Annotated in this window: 17 protein-coding genes and 1 tRNA gene; 15 read left to right on the forward strand and 3 right to left on the reverse strand. The window is 43.9% G+C overall.

The window, feature by feature from the left end:
* Positions 1 to 169 precede the first annotated feature (169 nt).
* The 4 genes from GWI56_RS17945 (at position 170) to GWI56_RS17960 (ending at position 6,325) form a co-directional block, all read left to right on the forward strand.
* Complete coding sequence (locus GWI56_RS17945) at positions 170 to 397, forward strand: DUF3389 family protein (RefSeq protein WP_006082094.1); 228 nt, start codon at positions 170 to 172, stop codon at positions 395 to 397.
* Between the two features lie 92 nt (positions 398 to 489).
* Positions 490 to 1,161: a carboxylesterase gene (locus GWI56_RS17950; protein WP_198573693.1), complete on the forward strand. Its 672-nt coding sequence runs from the start codon at positions 490 to 492 to the stop codon at positions 1,159 to 1,161.
* Between the two features lie 363 nt (positions 1,162 to 1,524).
* Complete coding sequence (ushA, locus tag GWI56_RS17955; RefSeq protein WP_105252205.1) at positions 1,525 to 3,243, forward strand: bifunctional UDP-sugar hydrolase/5'-nucleotidase UshA; 1,719 nt, start codon at positions 1,525 to 1,527, stop codon at positions 3,241 to 3,243.
* A 421-nt stretch (positions 3,244 to 3,664) separates the two neighbouring features.
* On the forward strand, positions 3,665 to 6,325 hold the full coding sequence (locus GWI56_RS17960; RefSeq protein ID WP_198573694.1) for a TonB-dependent receptor: 2,661 nt from the start codon (positions 3,665 to 3,667) through the stop codon (positions 6,323 to 6,325).
* An 89-nt stretch (positions 6,326 to 6,414) separates the two neighbouring features.
* Here the strand turns inward: GWI56_RS17960 and GWI56_RS17965 are convergent, their stop codons facing one another.
* Together GWI56_RS17965 and GWI56_RS17970 are read right to left on the reverse strand one after the other, a co-directional pair.
* The gene (locus GWI56_RS17965) at positions 6,415 to 6,774 is read right to left on the reverse strand and encodes a TraR/DksA C4-type zinc finger protein (protein ID WP_105252207.1); all 360 of its coding nucleotides are present in this window, start codon (positions 6,772 to 6,774) and stop codon (positions 6,415 to 6,417) included.
* Between the two features lie 187 nt (positions 6,775 to 6,961).
* Positions 6,962 to 7,912, reverse strand: coding sequence for a tRNA-dihydrouridine synthase (locus tag GWI56_RS17970; protein WP_105253104.1), 951 nt, complete (start codon positions 7,910 to 7,912; stop codon positions 6,962 to 6,964).
* Positions 7,913 to 8,180: 268 nt separating this feature from the next.
* Between GWI56_RS17970 and GWI56_RS17975 the strand changes: the two genes are divergently transcribed.
* The 11 genes from GWI56_RS17975 to GWI56_RS18020 all read left to right on the forward strand — a co-directional run bounded on the left by GWI56_RS17975 (position 8,181) and on the right by GWI56_RS18020 (position 18,018).
* Positions 8,181 to 8,609, forward strand: coding sequence for a hypothetical protein (locus tag GWI56_RS17975; protein WP_028759624.1), 429 nt, complete (start codon positions 8,181 to 8,183; stop codon positions 8,607 to 8,609).
* 116 nt (positions 8,610 to 8,725) lie between these two features.
* A complete protein-coding gene (locus GWI56_RS17980; RefSeq protein WP_198573695.1) occupies positions 8,726 to 9,595 on the forward strand; it encodes a DUF692 domain-containing protein in 870 nt (289 codons plus the stop codon).
* Positions 9,595 to 10,341: a putative DNA-binding domain-containing protein gene (locus GWI56_RS17985; protein ID WP_198573696.1), complete on the forward strand. Its 747-nt coding sequence runs from the start codon at positions 9,595 to 9,597 to the stop codon at positions 10,339 to 10,341. The genes GWI56_RS17980 and GWI56_RS17985 overlap by 1 nt, the downstream gene beginning before the upstream one ends.
* Before the next feature lie 150 nt (positions 10,342 to 10,491).
* Entirely contained in the window at positions 10,492 to 10,614 is a 123-nt protein-coding gene (locus GWI56_RS21845; RefSeq protein ID WP_006082086.1) for a hypothetical protein, read from the forward strand.
* 81 nt (positions 10,615 to 10,695) lie between these two features.
* A complete protein-coding gene (locus GWI56_RS17990) occupies positions 10,696 to 11,064 on the forward strand; it encodes a YbaN family protein (RefSeq protein ID WP_198573697.1) in 369 nt (122 codons plus the stop codon).
* Between the two features lie 268 nt (positions 11,065 to 11,332).
* Entirely contained in the window at positions 11,333 to 11,884 is a 552-nt protein-coding gene (apt, locus tag GWI56_RS17995) for an adenine phosphoribosyltransferase (protein WP_105252212.1), read from the forward strand.
* A 118-nt stretch (positions 11,885 to 12,002) separates the two neighbouring features.
* Positions 12,003 to 15,251, forward strand: coding sequence for a DNA polymerase III subunit gamma/tau (dnaX, locus tag GWI56_RS18000; RefSeq protein ID WP_242068441.1), 3,249 nt, complete (start codon positions 12,003 to 12,005; stop codon positions 15,249 to 15,251).
* A gap of 223 nt (positions 15,252 to 15,474) precedes the next feature.
* Complete coding sequence (locus tag GWI56_RS18005) at positions 15,475 to 15,804, forward strand: YbaB/EbfC family nucleoid-associated protein (RefSeq protein WP_028759630.1); 330 nt, start codon at positions 15,475 to 15,477, stop codon at positions 15,802 to 15,804.
* 12 nt (positions 15,805 to 15,816) lie between these two features.
* The gene (gene recR / locus GWI56_RS18010) at positions 15,817 to 16,416 is read left to right on the forward strand and encodes a recombination mediator RecR (protein ID WP_028759631.1); all 600 of its coding nucleotides are present in this window, start codon (positions 15,817 to 15,819) and stop codon (positions 16,414 to 16,416) included.
* A gap of 460 nt (positions 16,417 to 16,876) precedes the next feature.
* A complete protein-coding gene (locus tag GWI56_RS18015; protein ID WP_006082080.1) occupies positions 16,877 to 17,368 on the forward strand; it encodes a GNAT family N-acetyltransferase in 492 nt (163 codons plus the stop codon).
* A 236-nt stretch (positions 17,369 to 17,604) separates the two neighbouring features.
* A complete protein-coding gene (locus tag GWI56_RS18020) occupies positions 17,605 to 18,018 on the forward strand; it encodes a hypothetical protein (protein WP_198573699.1) in 414 nt (137 codons plus the stop codon).
* A 204-nt stretch (positions 18,019 to 18,222) separates the two neighbouring features.
* On the opposite strand, the gene GWI56_RS18025 is transcribed toward GWI56_RS18020, so the two are convergent.
* Positions 18,223 to 18,299: transfer RNA gene (locus GWI56_RS18025), tRNA-Met, on the reverse strand.
* Positions 18,300 to 18,302 lie beyond the last annotated feature (3 nt).

Raw genomic sequence — 18,302 nt, forward strand, 5'->3', positions numbered from 1 at the left:
AAAAGATATAGCGCAAAAGTTTACCTGATAATTCACTGGATTTGTTATCTCACTGTTAGCTCAAATGTAATCAAACTTTAATGGTTTGGATGCTGGTCAGGAAATGCCATCGGTAAAAGAGCACAAGTTTGCTATGATGACGGCGTTTTCACATAGGGCGGTTATCATAATGGTGTTAGATTTTTCGCAGGGTAAGTTAATCGTTACTGAGTTTGAGGTTCAAGTGCGCCTCAACGTTGCCAGTATCGTACTGCAAGCGAGTGCTGAGGATATCGGCTTGAGACGTCAGCCTCCTATGCTGATCGCCGATGGTGGCGGTGTACGTTGGAGCTTAGTATTGGACTCAAATGCTCAGTTACGTGCGATTCAAGATGTGCTGGGCATGGATGCTGAATAACCTGTGCCCGAGTGGTGATGAGTGTTTAACGTATAGATTTATCATCATTTTTTAGTTGATGAGTGTTTAATATCGAATTGGGAATTTTTAGTATGTCAGTTTCTCTTGAGCGTATTGTTGTCGAACCTAAGACTCCTGCTACGGCTGTGGTTATTTGGTTACATGGATTAGGGGATTCGGGGGCCGGATTTGCTCCCGTAGTGCCTGCATTAGGCTTACCTGCAGATCATGCTATTCGATTTATTTTTCCCCATGCACCAGAGCAAGCCGTGACCATTAATGGTGGCTACATTATGCGCGCTTGGTACGATATTAAAAGCATGGATTTGCATGACAGAGCCGATATGCAAGGCGTGCTTGAGTCGGAGAAAATGGTTGCCGCATTAATTAATGAACAAATCGCGGCGGGTATTGCGAGCCAACGTATCGTATTAGCGGGATTCAGTCAGGGTGGAGTCATGAGTTTATTCTCTGGACTGCGTTTCCCTGAGCCACTTGCAGGGATTATGGCGTTGTCTTGCTATTTGCCGACGGGCGATGTGTTACCCGCTGAATTAAGTGCGGCGAATCGCAATACACCCATATTACAGCAACACGGTCTACAGGATGATGTTGTACCATTATCCGCTGGAATGTTAGCAAAAGAAGCCTTAACGGCGGGCGGCTATCATGTTACGTGGCAGAGTTATCCAATGCCTCATTCTGTCATTCCTGAACAATTGAAAGCGATTTCTAAGTGGTTATTACAGCGATTTGAAATGTAGATAAGTCTAATTGCTGATAAAAACAGCATGCGGTAAGTTGAAATTTACCCATGCTTGTTTTTTTAAAGGAACAATCGCGATTTTTTTTCATATTTCCTAAGTTATTTATAACAAACGATTAAAATCCATTTATTCCATTTTTATTTTGTATTCTCTAAATATATAAAAATCAGTCATTCAGCTTATTTTTTATATGAAACAAATCCTTCTTAAAATGCCCGCCAAATTTCATATAAATGTCAAGTTTTTAATAAAAATGACACAATTTATCTTTATTATTTGCTATTATCCGTGACGCTGAACTTGATGGAGTTCACGACAATCTTTCTATGATAAAATAATTAAAATCAAGGGGTTGATGTAATGAGACATATGCTTATTAAAGGATTAGTTGCAACTGCTGTTCTCGCTGCACTTGCGGGTTGTAATAATAGTGATGACGATAAAGTTCCAACAACGTGTGCTGAAGCGGGAAGTGCTTGTAAAACGTTTACCGTTTTACATACCAATGACAACCATGGCCGTTTCTGGGAAAACAGTGATGGTGAATACGGTTTAGCCGCTCAGAAAACTCTGGTTGATCAAATTCGTGCAGAAGTGAGTAAGAATGGCAGTCAAACCTTATTATTATCTGGTGGTGATATTAATACGGGTGTACCAGAATCTGATCTTCAAGATGCCATACCAGACTTTACGGGCATGAATAAAATCGGTTATGACGCCATGGCTGTTGGTAACCATGAGTTTGACAATCCGTTATCAGTACTTGATATGCAGCGTCGCCTTGCTGAATTCCCTATGTTAGCGGCGAACATTTACCGTAAAAATGCCGATGGTACTCTTGGTGAGCGTTACTTTGATGCCTATAAAGTATTTGACGTTAATGGTCTTAAAGTTGCTGTTATTGGTTTAACGACAGAAGACACTGCTAAGATTGGTAATCCAGAATACATTAGCGATCTAACATTCACCGATCCCAAGGTGGAAGTTGCTAAAGTGATTAAAGAAATTAAAGATGCCAAAGCAGCAGATATCATTTTCGCTACCACGCACATGGGTCATTACGCAGATGGTAAAAATGGTAGTAATGCCCCTGGCGATGTGGCTATGGCTCGCGCATTGAAAGAAGGTGATTTACAAGTTGTTATCGGTGGTCATTCACAGAATCCAGTGTGTATGGAACCGGGAACTGACAACAAAGCCTATGCAGCCTTTAAGCCTGGTGATGCATGTGCACCTGATAAACAAAATGGCACTTGGATCATGCAAGCCCATGAATGGGGTAAATATGTTGGCCGTGCAGATTTTGAATACTTTAACGGTGAACTCCATCTAGCGAGCTACAAGCTTGTGCCTGTGAATATGCGCAAACTGGATGATGCTGGTAAGAAAACTGCTGACTTAGCTGGCACTAAAATTGAACCGGATTCAGAGTTAAAAGAGCTGCTTTCTTACTATCAAGAGAAAGGTCAAGCTAAGTTAGACGAAGTCATTGCGACAACGGATGCCCTGTTAGATGGTGAGCGTGCAAACGTGCGTAATAAGCAAACTAACTTAGGCCGTATGTTAGCGATGGCACAAAGTGCTAAAGTGACTGCTGATTTTGGTGTAATGAACTCAGGCGGTGTACGTGCATCTATCCAACCAGGCAACATTAGTTACCGTGACGTGCTGACTGTTCAGCCATTTGGTAATATGGTTACCCTTAACGAAATGACGGGTACTGAAGTTGCGGCTTATTTAGGCGCAGTCGGCAGTCTTCAAGTTGGTTCTGGTGGTTATGCACAAATCACTGGTGTGAAAATGACCATTGACTGTGTGGCTAAAACAGCCAACATCAGCGACATTGGCGGCAAGGATTTTAGCCCAACAGCCACTTATAAGTTCACTGTACCTAGCTTTAATGCTGCGGGTGGTGACGGTTATCCTAAACTAACCAGCCCAATTCAAACGGGTTTTGTTGATGCTGATTTACTCTATTCTTTCTTGAAAGAGAAACAAGTGATTAAAGCTGCTGACTACAATCCTGTTGGCGATATTGTTTATGAGAACTCAAAAAGTGTTGAAGGTTGCCAACTTTAAGTAATCAATCATTACTCAGTGTTTCAATATTAATGCCACTCAAATGAGTGGCATTTTTTATGGTTAATTAATATTGAACTAAGTGTAAATTAATATTCAGCGTTTTATTTTCGATACAGTTTGATTCATTTGTGGTGTGAGTTTCTCGGTGCTCTTTTGATTAACAATTGAGATTTATTGTATCAAATTAAATATTTAATATATTCAACAGGTCTGTATTGCTTAACCCCATGATGTATATCCGGATATTTTATATTCAAGTTGATTTATTTTGTGTCAATTTGTTTTAATTTGAGATTAATTGTTTTTAATGGTTGACTTAGATGTTGCGCATTAACATTATCCCTACAGCGAAATAGAGTTCGCTTGCCAAATATAAAAATAACAAACATAGGGTTTTATTTACCTCAAGGAGAGATTAATGCGCTATTTAAGTTTAACGGCCAAAGCTGTTCGTACTAGTTTAATTACAGTGGCGACAAGCAGTGTGGTTTTTTCTGGAATAGGCTTTTCTGCAGCGGTAAATGCGGCAGAAGAAAATGCGAAAGTTGAACGCATTGAAGTGACGGGTTCTCGTATTAAACAAGTTGATATGGAAACTGTTTCACCCGTGACTGTCATTAATGCTGCGGATATTGCCATGACGGGTGAAAAAACCGTTGCTGACGTATTGAATAACTCTGCGATAAACAGCTTTGGTTCTTGGCGTGGTATTTCTGGCTATGGATCAGGAGCAAGCTCAACCAGTGATGTCAATTTACGTGGTTTAGGATCGTCTGCGACATTAGTGTTATTAGATGGACGCCGTATGCCGGGCACTAGTTCGAGCTCTGGCTCTGTGGCCGATACATCTTCTATCCCTATGGCTATCGTGGAGCGTATTGAAATCCTGCGCGATGGCGCCTCGGCAGTATATGGTTCCGATGCGGTTGCGGGCGTGATAAACATTATCACTAAGAAGGAGTTTGAAGGGTTTCAGTTTGATTACAGCACTGAGCAGCCAAGTGTTGAAGGAGGCGATGCCAACCGTTTATCACTTGCAACGGGCTTTAATACTGATAAAGGCAATATCACGCTAACCTATGAATATTATGATACTAAAGCTGTAATGGATCGTGATATTTGGCGAATGGACGATTCAAGTTATAACGCATATAGTGGATATAGCTCAGTACCAAACGGTAAATATGGACCAGGCAATGGTAGCTGGTATAGTAATTCAGATATATGTGAAAAAACGGAAAATACCATAGACTCAGGTGATGGTCGTTGTTTATATAATCATGGTAATGTCACTAAGTTATTTGGCGATCAAACTCGTAATTCGCTGTTATCTAATTTCTCCTATGAAATTTCAGAGAATATAAAATTCCGAGGTCGTGCTTCTGCTTCATTAGCAGAAACTGAAACCCGTTATGCGGGTACGCCAGTATCAACGAATACCCCTGTGATGAGTGCCGATAATAAGTTTAATCCAATTGGCGAAGAATTAGTTATTTCTATGCGAGGCGCGCAACTTGGCGAGCGAGATACATTAACTGAAACCAACAACTTTGATATTCTAGGTGGCTTTGTTGGTACAATAGATTCAGGGAATGGTATCGACTGGGAATTAAATGCCCAGCACGCAACATCAACAACAAACAGTTTTAATTATAATTTACTGAACGACGATATTATTCAGCAAGAAATTGATTCAGAGCAATATGATATTTTCAATACCTCTGGAATGAGTTATGAGCAGTGGGATCAACAGATGACAGATCTGTATCGTAAAGCTGCGCATACTGGGGTTTATCAGGGCAAATTTGAAAGTACTCAATTGGATGGTCTTGCTTCGACCTTACTGCTCGATGACGGTGATCTTTCGGTCGCTATGGTCGGTGGTCTTGAATATGAAATGATCAAGTTTAAGCAAACCAGTGATCCAGAATCGGCCGCGGGTATTATCTCCGGCGGTTCGGGGGGGGATGATGTGGATGCCACACGTGACCGTAGCGCCGCTTATTTGGAACTCCAAGTAGGCTTACCTGCCAATGTTGAGTTTTCTGCCGCAGTACGTTATGAGCGCTATGAGCAGGAAGGAACTCTCACAGGGCCTCAGGGGGAAGTTGTTAATTCATCGACCTTCGATGCCGTGGTGCCTAAGTTTGGTTTAAGCTGGCGTCCTATAGACACATTATTACTGCGTGCTAGCTATGGTGACTCATTCCGCGCGCCGAATATGAGCGAAATGTTCTCGTCTCAATCCTTGAGTTTTGAGAAGGGTGTTGATTCTTTATGGTGTAATGAACCTGGTAACGTGGATGCCATATATTGCGCGACTAATAATCAACATAAAACCTGGTATGGAGGAAATCCTGATCTAGAGGCAGAAGAGGGCAACTCGTTAACCTTTGGCGGCGTTTGGAATGTCACTGACGCATGGAACTTGGAGTTATCTTATTACTCAATCACCTATGACAACAAAATTGAGTCAATTGATGTGGATGATATCCTGCGTGATGAAATCAAGAATGGTTCTTCTCCCTATGTGACGCGCGGTCCTGATGGCAAGATTGAATATATTGAAGCCGGAGTTCGTAACTTAGCTACAGTTGAGACCTCAGGTATCGATTTTGTTACGGCTTATAACTTAGAAACAGGCTTTGGGGATTTCAATTTCAAATTGGATTTAACTCATGTGCTTGATTTTAAAAAGCAGGATAACGCTGAAGCAGACATGATCGATTACGCAGGGTCGACTGACTCGCCCGATTGGCGCGGTAACTTTGCGACCAGTTGGAAATACGATGATTTCTCTGCCGCATGGACAGTTGTTTATATTGGTAGTCAATCAGCAAGTTATTTCAATGAGTTAGAAGAAACTGACCGTTATGTTGATTATGATAATTACTTTAAACATAACATTCAGTTTGGTTATACCCATGCTTATAACGGCTCTATCACAGTAGGGGTGAATAATGTGTTTGATGCTGAAACACCAAACTATTACACCTATGCCGATTATCGCGATGTGAATGTGGGTTTATATGATGTGTTAGGTAGAACGTATTACCTGAGAATAAACCAGAAGTTTTAGGTTGTCCGCCCTCCCTGGATAACTCAAACCTCCGCTTGCGGAGGTTTTTTTGCTTATAAGGCAGTTTACTGGATGTCGAATGAGCGCTATCAATGCGTGAGGCGCAGTTCGTGGCGGTGTTCATGCTGATAATGCTCGGCGCAGGAGGTGCAGCGTTGTTCGGTGGGATCTTGGCTTAAGCGTTCGGTTTCAATTTCTGCCTCACAATCCGAGCAAAGACCGTAGAGACCTAAGTCGAGCTGGCAAAAGGCGGCATCAAGTTTATTTAATCGGCAAAATAGTGGGTGTTCAGCCAGTGGTGTCTGAGCCAATTTATCAATTAATTCTGCCAGACTCAGGCTAGCGTAATGCTCCCCTATGGCTTCGAGGAACAGAGGGAGCGCGCCTATTTCTTTCCTTAGATTAGCTTCAAGCTCTGACAATTCATGTCTGATATGGGTGGTGCTCACGTAAAATCGCCTATTTCATTTGACTCTAGGCGTCCAGTCTAATAGTTCCACTATCAACGACTATGATAAAGATCAAGTATCTGCCACATTTTCGGTTTTTTAGCCGTTAAAAATCGAAAAAGTACTTCATTCTTATCGCATTATATGTGCTACGGCAAAAGCCCTTTTATCACATATATCGTTGCGATTATTCGTCGCATAAGTTCCGTTGCGCTGTTTCTAATACGCGGACAATTTCTTCCGTTGTTTTAAAGACTCGCAGTTCCCTAAACAAGGTATCGGCTTCGGGATATTGACGGTTGAGATAGGTAAACCACTGTTTGATCCGGGCTGGATAATAGTCACTTTTACGGCCATTGAGTTCCCTTTGGGTATAACTGAGCATGAGCCCTAAGGTTTGCGCCCAAGTATAAGGAGTGGCTCCTGTCTTGATAGTATCAGCCAAGTTCGGCAATGAAATTGCCCCGCGGCCGATCATGATACTGTCGCAGCCCGTGACCTCGATACAACGCTTAGCATCGTCACTGTTCCAAATTTCACCGTTGGCGATCACTGGGATCGGCAAACGTTTGCGCACTTCGGTGATGTATTCCCAGTAGGCTGGCGGTCTGTAACCGTCGACTTTACTGCGCGCATGGATGGCAAGTTCAGTTGCACCGGCTTCATACACAGCAATGGCGTTTTCCATAAACAGTGACTTATCTTCGTAGCCCAAACGTATTTTGGCCGTTACGGCATGCTCTTTTGGTACTGCTTGACGCATGGCTTTGACAATATCGTGCACACTCTCAGGATATTGCAATAATACGGCGCCACCTTTACTGCGGTTAACAATTTTTGCTGGACAGCCAAAGTTTGCATCAACACCGTGTGAGCCTAACTCAATGGCACGTAGGGCATTTTCGCCCATACATTGGGGTTCTTGACCAAGCAATTGTACTCGTACTGGCGTACCTGAAGGGGTGTTGCCGTTGTTGAGCAGTTCAGGACACAGTTTGAGAAAGACCTTTTCAGGCAGCAGTTGGTCTACCACTCGCACAAATTCGGTGACGAGCAAATCGTAGGGATTGATGGTCGATAGGATGTCACGCATCAAAGCGTCTACTACGCCTTCCATTGGAGCCAAAATCACACGCACTGCAGTAAACCCATATCTGTTGCAAAGGGCGAGCATTCTACCTTATCAGCCCTAAGTTACAAAGTGGCCTAGTGAAGGAGGATGAATAGGTGCGCCAATAAATAAAATCCAAGCTAAACTGATTGTCCTAGCAGGATATTTTGACCATTTCTGTGACTTAGTGATATTTTTTTGCAATAGAATCGAAATAAGGCAGGTCTTTTGCTGTAAGCCAGCTACTTAAACTGTTGTTGGTCATTATTACTCAATAAACAAGAAGGGATTATTTATGAATTCAGTTAAAAAAACAGCAGTTGCAGTTGCGTTAGGTTCAGTTGTGATGAGTTCAGCTTTTGCTGTCAATGCACAAACTAACCCATTTGGTTTTGAAGCTATGGATGCGGGGTATCAAATTGTCGGTTCAGAAGGCAAATGTGGTGAAGCCAAATGCGGCGCAGACATGAAGAAAGCCGCCGCTGAAAAAGCCAAAGAAGGTAAGTGTGGTGAGGCTAAATGCGGTGCTGAGATGAAAAAAGCGGCTGCAGATAAAGCTCATGAGGGGAAATGTGGCGAAGCGAAATGCGGTGCTGACATGAAGAAAGCCGCTGATAAGGCCCATGAAGGTAAGTGTGGTGAAGCAAAATGTGGCGCTGATATGAAGAAAACCGCCGAAAAAGTGGATGCTAAAGTCGAAGCCGTTAAAAAAGAAGTGAAGTAAAGCGGGTTTGTTTTATCCCTGCAGTTATTGGGATAATTGAGCCTAAAGAGGCCAGCCAGCGCTGGTCTCTTGTGTTTTATTCTTAAGCGATTACAGGTTAGCGTTCGTGAGGTTCTATGAATGATCAAAAAAATACGGCACAGGTAGGGCTGGGATTAAGACGAGAAATGCTCAGTGAATTTTGTTTACAGGTGCCTGATGCTATTAATTTTTTTGAAGTGGCGCCTGAGAATTGGATGACCTTAGGTGGTAAATTTGGCCGCCAATTTCGTGAGTTGACTGAGCAACATACTTTCTACTGCCACGGTTTGAGTTTATCCATTGGTAGCCCTGAACCTTTAGATCTCGCGTTTGTAAAAAATATCAAAACCTTTATGGATTTACATCAAATCCAAGTCTATTCCGAACATTTAAGTTATTGCTCAGGGCAAGGTCACTTATATGATTTAATGCCTATCCCTTTTACCGACGCTGCAGTGAAGCATGTGGCGGCGCGGGTCAAGCAAGTAGAAGATATTCTAGAGCGGCCGCTTATTTTAGAAAATGTGTCTTTTTATGCCGCTCCAGGTGCGCAAATGACAGAACTTGAATTCGTTAATGCCGTGCTGCAAGAAGCCGATTGTAAACTGCTACTGGATGTGAACAACATCTATGTGAACTCGATAAACCATCAATACGATGCCGATGCCTTTTTACAGGCCATGCCGACGGAGCGCATCGCTTATCTGCATATTGCTGGGCACTACAAACAAGCTGAAGATCTGCTCATTGATACCCATGGCGCAGCCATTAACGATCCCGTCTGGACATTATTACAGCGCTGTTATGCTTTGCATGGGGTAAAACCGACTTTGCTTGAGCGTGACTTTAATTTGCCGACAACCGCTGAATTGTTGCTCGAGATAAATCAAATTCACGGTTATCAAATGGCTGCGTCCAGCTCCCATGCCCAAAATAGCGCTCATGCCGTAAAGAGGAGCACCTAATGGATTTTAAGCAAGTGCAGCAATCCTTTATCGATTATATCCGCGATCCCTCTTCGCCATTGCCCGCGGATACTGATGTCCGGCGTATGCAGGTTTACCGCGAGTTATTTTTTAATAATGTGCTGGGATTTGTGTCGAACGGCTTTCCCGTGCTTAAAAGTTTGTATTCTGAGGAGGAATGGCTGACTTTGGTGCAACGTTTTTTCAGTCAACATGATTGCCAATCGCCCATTTTTATCGATATCGCGGGTGAGTTTTTAGATTTTTTACAGCAGGAATATCAGCCCACGGCAAATGATCCTGTTTTTATGCTCGAATTAGCGCACTATGAATGGCTGGAGTTGGCCGTTGCGGTTGCACAGGCGAGTGGGGATGAATCTCAACTTAGCCTAGCGCAAATGTCGACGCAGGCTTTATGTTTGTCGCAGACGGCGAGGGTGGCGCAGTATCATTTTGAGGTGCAGCACATTCGTCAGGATTATCGGCCGCAGCAACAACTCGATACGCCAGTGTTTTTTTGTCTCTATCAAGATGCCGATTGCGAAGTGTGTTTCCTACAGTTAAATCCCTTAAGCGCACAGGTGCTAGCATTTCTTCAAGCTCAAGGCCAAGCGGGTTTTAAAGAGATAGTTGATTGGTTAACAACCACTTATCCTCAAATGGTGCCAGAGATTATTGAACAAGGTTGTATGCAGTTACTCGAGCAATTAGCGGCGAAAGGGATAGTGCGCGGACGTCAGTCTTAAGGTTGGGTTTATTGCCGAAATAAATGCAATAACCCTACATTTAGAGGGTTTTTATTAATTTGACAAACCGCTACAATGTCGGCCGTTTTGTGATCTCAATCACTGTACGATTCCTGCGCACTTATACTTGCACATACTAGAGGAGCTGTAATGAGTAGTCAGCCGTTCAAAGACCCATTTAATTTTTTGTATTTTATTGGTTTTATTTTAGTTTTACTGTTGCCGACTCTGCCAGCAAGTCTGTCTTGGTTAAAGCATTTAGGTTTAATTTAAGCGAGCGTTAATCTCTAGCGCGTAGCCTATTGGCCACTCTTCGAGTGGCTTTTGTTTTTCCGATAAAGGGCATTTAAACCTATGGTATTAAAGCGCGGATTATTTTTACTGTTAGGCTTAACCGCTTTAGTCTTAGGTTTAGTCGGTATCGTGCTACCGATATTGCCGACCGTGCCTTTTATCTTGCTTGCTGCCTTCTGCTTTGCCCGCTCGAGTGAACGTTTACACCATTGGTTGATGACACATCCCTGGTTTGCCGACGCCTTAACCCAGTGGCAAGAGCAGCGAGCAATGCGTAAGGGATTGAAACGCAAAGCCATGATAGTTAGCGCACTCAGTTTTAGTCTCAGTATTATTGTGGTCCCAATCCTTTGGGTAAAAGGTCTGCTGTTTCTCATGGCATTGGTCCTACTTTGGTATCTTAAAGGTATACCTGAAATAGAGGGATGATTGAGTTATTAGATGGGCTCAAGTGCTGTGACTGAAAGTTTAGTCGTGTTCTTGTTGAGGCGATTTAACTGAGTGCCAACAGGGTTTGATCTAAGGCACAAATTGATAACCTTTCCATCACTTGTGCATTGTGATTGTTGCAACTAAAACTAAAGCGGCATAAGCTTTGTCCGACTTTCGACAATGCGTCCACCCAGTGTGGACGTTTTGTTTTATACCGCCACCGCTAGGTTGGTGAATTGATTAAGTAACTTATTAAGCAAATATGATGGCTATGAATACAGAAACCTTATCCTTGATAAAGCAAAGCATTAAAACGATTCCTAATTATCCTAAGGAAGGGATTTTATTTCGAGATGTCACCAGTTTGCTTGAGAATGCAGCAGCCTATAAAGCGACTATCGACTTGTTAGTTGAACATTATCGTGGTCAAGGCTTTACCAAAATTGTGGGTACTGAAGCCCGTGGTTTCTTATTTGGTGCACCGTTGGCTTTAGAATTGGGTATCGGTTTTGTACCTGTGCGTAAACCCGGCAAATTGCCGCGTGCAACCATCAGCCAAAGCTATGAACTGGAATACGGTCACGATAGCCTAGAAATTCATACTGATGCGATTAGCGCAAATGACAAAGTGCTCGTTGTTGACGATTTACTCGCCACTGGCGGTACTATCGAAGCGACCGTTAAACTGATCCGCCAACTCGGCGGTGAAGTTAAACATGCGGCCTTTGTGATCTCATTACCTGATTTAGGCGGTGAAGCACGTTTAACCGCATTAGGGCTTGAGTTGGTTAAACTTTGTGAGTTTGAAGGCGAATAAATCTGCAGCTAAAGGCGCCTTGGGATAGTTTGATGGCATGTCAAATCATGGCATGTTATCTTTCAAAGTTCTCGGGGCGCATGCTCCCGCTTTTGTATCACATACTCTGGGGAGTTCCATGTCATATCAGGTGTTAGCCAGAAAATGGCGCCCTGCCACATTTGATCAAATGGTTGGCCAAAGCCATGTTTTGCATGCCTTGACCAATGCGTTAAGCCAGCAGCGCTTACACCATGCTTACCTGTTTACGGGAACGCGCGGTGTTGGTAAAACCAGTTTAGCGCGACTCTTTGCCAAAGGCTTAAACTGTGAACAAGGTGTGACAGCGACTCCCTGCGGTGTTTGCGGCAGTTGTGTGGAAATCGCCCAAGGTCGTTTTGTCGATTTGATTGAAGTCGATGCCGCATCTCGCACTAAGGTCGATGATACCCGTGAGCTGTTAGACAATGTGCAGTATCGTCCAACCCGTGGTCGCTTTAAGGTTTATCTCATCGACGAAGTGCATATGCTGTCGCGCAGCAGTTTTAACGCACTGCTAAAAACCTTAGAAGAACCCCCCGAGCACGTTAAATTTCTTCTGGCGACCACCGATCCGCAGAAACTGCCAGTGACTGTGTTATCTCGTTGTTTGCAGTTCAATTTAAAAAGCCTGACCCAAGCTGAAATTGGCACTCAGCTCAATCATATTTTGACCCAAGAGCAGTTTCCCTTTGATGCAGAAGCCCTAAAATTGCTGGCTAAAGCTGCCAATGGCAGTATGCGTGATGCCTTGAGTTTGACCGATCAAGCCATCGCCTTTGGTGGCGGTAATGTGATGCTTAGCCAAGTGCAAACTATGCTTGGCAGTATTGATGAACAGCATGTAGTTGCCTTGCTTAACGCCTTAACCGATGCCGATATTGGTGTGTTAATGCATACATGTGCCCAAGTGCTCGCGTACGGCGCAGATGCCCAAGAAGTGCTACGCAGTTTACTTGAGTTGTTACATCAAATTACCTTGACCCAATTTGCCCCCGCTTGCGCGCAGCAATCCTTGTATAGCGCACAGATTCGCGCGTTTGCCGAACAGCTTAAGCCGGAACAAGTGCAGCTTTATTATCAGATTTTATTAACAGGCCGCAAAGACTTACCCCATGCACCGGATCCTAAATCGGGTCTTGAGATGGCGCTATTACGCGCTGTGGCGTTTGTGCCGGAAAAGCCAGTAAAGCGCTGGCAGCCTGATGCTGTCGCTGAGATCAGTTTACCCGCAGGGCAAATGCCAGTTGCGGCAACTGCTGCAGCGCAAGCTCTTGATGTAAATGAACAACAGTTTGCTGAAACACATACTGCTGAATCACATACAGCTGAATCACATACAGCTGAAAAAAAAACAGCATTAATTGAGCCTGCCGATACCGCAGAGCAGGCACTTGATGCTGAGCTCGAAGCGGATGCGGCATTAATTGTCGAACAGGCGGTGATTCTAAGTCAGGCGCAGAGTCAGGGATTTAACGCTGGCAGCTTAAACGTTGAGATAGTGAATGCTGAGGTCGAGCCACAAACTCAAACAGTATCAACCGCTCAAGCGTCTCTTATACACACTTCAGAATCTGTTGCTGGTATGGAGGTATCGGTCGCTAGTATTGATACTCAGAATATTCAAGGAATTGAATTAGTCACAACAGCTTCCGAACCGAGTCTAGTGAATACGGCAGAGCCTGAAACTGCTGTCAATTCAACAGCGGTTGAGTGTGATGACAGTGTAGATAAAGCTCTTTTTGACAAAGACCTTGCTGCAGAGAACATCTTCGATAACAACATCGATAACAACGCGTTTGAGCTAGGGCATGATGCCAATAGTCTTGATGGAAATGAAGCTGTGCATTCATATCCAGTGATAGGGGATTATGCCCTAGAGTCAGCTCCGCTAGATTCCTATCAAGACGGATATGCTGATGTCTCCTCTGGCGCTTATAATGATGATAACTTTAACCATGGCTTTGATTCGCAAGAGGCAATAAATTCTGTTGGTGTGCAAAGTTCTGTAGGTGTTTCAAATGCTGCAGGGATGCAAGCTTCTGCTGATCGTCAGTCAGCACCTGTGGCTCAAGTCTTCACTCAATCACAGACCTCAGTATCAGATTCAATACAAGACCAAGCGCTACAACAAGCCGCTTCTGTATCCTTAGCCGATGATGATATTCTCTCAGCTGTGTTGGCAGCGCGGGATTCGCTGTTATCGGATCTTGACGCCTTAAGTGCTAAGGACGGTGATGAAAAAAAGTCGTCATTGGACTCAAAACTTAAGACGCCAAACACTAAATCACATGGTGTAACCTTACCTAAATCGGTTACTAAAGTTGAAGCGAGTCAGCCAAGTGTGGCATTTTCTGTTGATCCAGCATCTAATTTAGACCCTGATTTAGCGATAGATTTTGATGATGACTTCGACTTAGATCTTGAGCCTATCGATCTGCACCAAGCTGTATCTTCAGTCGTCATTTCAACTGGAATTATCTCTGAGAAGCCTGTCAAACCGTCCGCTGCAGATGATCGTCCGCCTTGGGAGGCAGCGCCTGAAGCTGAATCTATCGAAGTGACGCAAGTCGATAGCAATAAGACTGACAGTGTTCAGCCTGTGAGCGCGCAAGCTACTGATATAAATAATGTTCAAGCCAGTCATGCTCAAGAGCTTTTAGGCGCGAGTTACGCACCTAATCATGCACAATATGACACTCTATCCCTGAGTGACGGGCAGCTCGCAGCATCAAGTTTGAAGTCGGAGATACTTCAAAATCAGGCTGTACGTCAAGAAGAAATATCCGGCTCAGAGTTTGCTTCGGTTAGCACAACAGCACTGACAAATGCGTCGAATGCAGTGGAACATACGCATGAGACACAAATCGCGCTCAGTTCGACTCAACCTATTAGCGGTCATCCATTAGATTTACATTGGTACAAGTTGATGGCGAGCTTAGAGATCGGCGGGCGAGTGCGGCAACTGGCGGTTAATTCTGTCTGCCAAACCTTGAGCGATCCTTTGCCGTTGCTGCTTAAACCAAACCAGAAGCATCTAGCGGCCGATGTTGCCATAGTGCAGCTTGAGCAAGCCTTAACTACCGCGCTCGGGAACCCAAGACGGGTACAAGTGGTCATAGGAATCGATGAACAGCGGGAAACGCCCTTAGAGTTACGTAAGCGTTTCCACCAAGAGTTGCTACAACAAGCGCATCAATCATTGATCCATGATGACAATGTGCAATGGTTGATCCAACGTATGGGCGCCGAACTCGATGCCGATAGTCTAGTGTATCCGCCAGAGTTGTTGAATTTACGCAGTCAGCAAATACAAGCGTTACCAGAGTTAACTGAGGCCGCGAGTTAGCCATTATTGGCGAGTCTTTGGGTAAAATTTTCATCGTTAATTTGTAGCGTTGTGGTTTAAATTTAGGCTTCGAGTGCATATTTATAGTGATGCTGCTGAGAAACTCTGCATCGAGATCATAAGTTTATTAACAAGATAACGGCATTGATTGCCAATCCCATTTATTTAAGTAAGATTAGCCGCGTTAATGCTTGCGACTAACCCTAATAGAAGAGAAATGACTATGTTTGGAAAAGGCGGTATGGGCAATTTGATGAAACAGGCCCAGATGATGCAAGAAAAAATGGCCAAAATGCAGGAAGAAATCGCCCGTATGGAAATGGTGGGTGAATCTGGTGCTGGTTTGGTGAAAGTGACTATGACAGGCGCGCACACAGTGCGTAAAGTCGAAATCGACCCAAGCCTGATGGAAGACGACAAAGAAATGCTGGAAGATTTGATTGCTGCGGCCTGTAATGACGCTGCTCGTCGAATCGAAGAAAACCAAAAAACTAAAATGGCTGAAGTTACTGGTGGCATGCAATTACCACCAGGCATGAAAATGCCATTTTAATTGAGATAGCCGATGAAATTTAGTCCATTGTTAGATGAGTTAATTCAGTCCCTGCGTTGTTTACCTGGGGTTGGGCCTAAATCGGCGCAACGTATGGCGTTTCAGTTACTTGAACGCGACCGAAAAGCAGGGCTTAAGTTAGCCAGTGCGCTGTCCAGTGCGATGAGTGACGTCGGTCATTGTCAGTCTTGCCGAACCTACACTGAAGAAACCCTCTGTCCGATCTGTGCTAGCCATAAACGCGGAACCTCCTCCACCATTTGTGTGGTGGAAACGCCGGCTGATGTGTTAGCCATTGAAGCGGGTGGACATTTCACTGGCCGTTACTTTGTGCTTTTAGGCCATTTATCGCCCCTCGATGGTGTGGGGCCAGAAGAGTTAGGCTTAGCGTTACTCGAGCGCCATTTGGCATCGGGTGATGTCACCGAACTGATATTAGCGACAAATCCAACAGTAGAAGGTGAGGCTACAGCGCATTTTATTGCCGATATGGCCAGACGTCACAAAGTGATGATAAGCCGCATTGCCCATGGCGTACCCGTAGGTGGCGAGTTGGAATACGTGGATAGTACTACGTTGGCGCTGTCCTTTAATGGTCGTTTACCACTTTGACAGAACACAGTGACTCAGTTTAGTTAGTGTAATGTTATTGATTATATTAGCTTAATTTAAATGCTGAACTGTTCGGCTCGACTCAATTGTCGCGATATCCCTTAAACCCGCCAAGAACCTATCTTGAGCGGGTTTTTATTTGCCCAGTGTTTCAACCTAGATGTCGAGGCTGGGTTGTGGTGATAGGGCCGTGGAGATAGTGCTGTGCTTCAATCCTCATTTCAATTGATATCTACCCATATAAAAACTAGGTTTATCAATAGTTTTTTAAATTTCATACTTGTCTTATGCGAGCTTCATCCGTAAAGTCGGTTTGATAAGAAGCGGGCTAAGTTGCGATTTACCACAGTGTTCGCGCCTTTGTGCCTAAGCTAATTTGTGGATTTAGATCTGTGTGCTTAGCTCTATGTACGTTGAACCGGACAGGTATTTTTTATTAGAAAACCATGGAGGGGACTCATTGGAAAAGATTACGATTAGGCATGCAGAGAAGCGTGACGCCGCAGCCATTCAAGCCGTATATGCCTGCCCAAATGCCTATACTGGTACCTTACAACTCCCTTGGCCATCGACCGATAAATGGGAGTCACGCCTTGCGGCAACATCGAATCATATTAGTCGCTATGTCGCAGAGATTGAAGGTGAAATTGTCGGCGAGTTGGGTTTTGAGGTGTATGAGCAACCCCGTCGTAGGCATGTTGCCTCCTTTGGAATGGGGGTAAAAGACAGCTACCAAGGCCGCGGTGTTGGTAGCGCTTTGATTAACGCGATGCTTGAGCTTACCGATAAATGGATGAATATAAAACGAATTGAATTAACGGTTTATACCGATAATCATGCCGCCATTGGTCTGTATAAAAAATTTGGCTTTGTGATTGAAGGTGAGTCGAAGGATTTTGCTTTTAGAAATGGTGAGTTTGTCAGTGTGTATCATATGGCGCGGATAAAGTAGCATGCTGGTCTTGGCGCTATTTTAGCTGTTGCTTAAGGCATTTACTTTAAGAATGGACTCTAAGCGCTCATTCCAAGTCCTAACTTTCTATAGGATCTGACTCTAAGCGCTCAATCTAAGAACGTATTTCAAGTGCTCACTTCACAAACTGTGGTCAGTGAATAGCATTAAGCGCTCATTTTCAAAGTCCGCTTTAGGTGCTAAGTGTATGTCTGTCTCAACTTTTAAGGATAAAAATGGGACTCATTTTATTGCCGCTGCTGATACTTTGGTTGGGTGTCGGTATTTATGCCATTCGTATCGGCTATCAAGTCTTGGCTGGGACATCTCAATTAAGCTATACACTCAGTGTTTGTTCTATCGCTATCGTGGTATTACTGCTTTATCTCTATTTCGGTTTCGCTCAATTTAAGGAAAATAAAGCGTTGTGGGCGTTCGAAATTCCGATGTTTTTTGCCGCGAATAAGCTCGCTTTTGACGTCATGATCCTTGGTCTTTTACTGCACTGGTTCGGTCAAGGTGTTCTCACTTCCGCTTATTTGAAACCTCTACCTTTCATCATGATTTTCACCGTTTCCTTTGGTGCTATGGCAGGCGTCATATTGTCCGACACTTTTATGGCGAAATTTGACATCCAAAAAATGCATTGATGTCAGCTGAACAGTTTAAATCTTATTTTGGACGCTGTTGTTGAAGATGATTTGAACTGATGGCTTTCATCGGTTGTTTATAGGTCGTTGAATCCGATGAGCGCTACCATGTTGATCTGGTTAGGATTTTACAGAGGGTTATTACGAATTTTAGATACAAAAAACCAGCTTGTGCTGGTTATTTTTCTCTTTAATAAAGAGAAGTGGTTGCGGGAGCCGGATTTGAACCGACGACCTTCGGGTTATGAGCCCGACGAGCTACCATGCTGCTCCATCCCGCGTCC

This window comes from Shewanella sp. DW31, from assembly GCF_015767295.1.
In the GTDB taxonomy this organism is placed as follows: domain Bacteria; phylum Pseudomonadota; class Gammaproteobacteria; order Enterobacterales; family Shewanellaceae; genus Shewanella; species Shewanella oncorhynchi.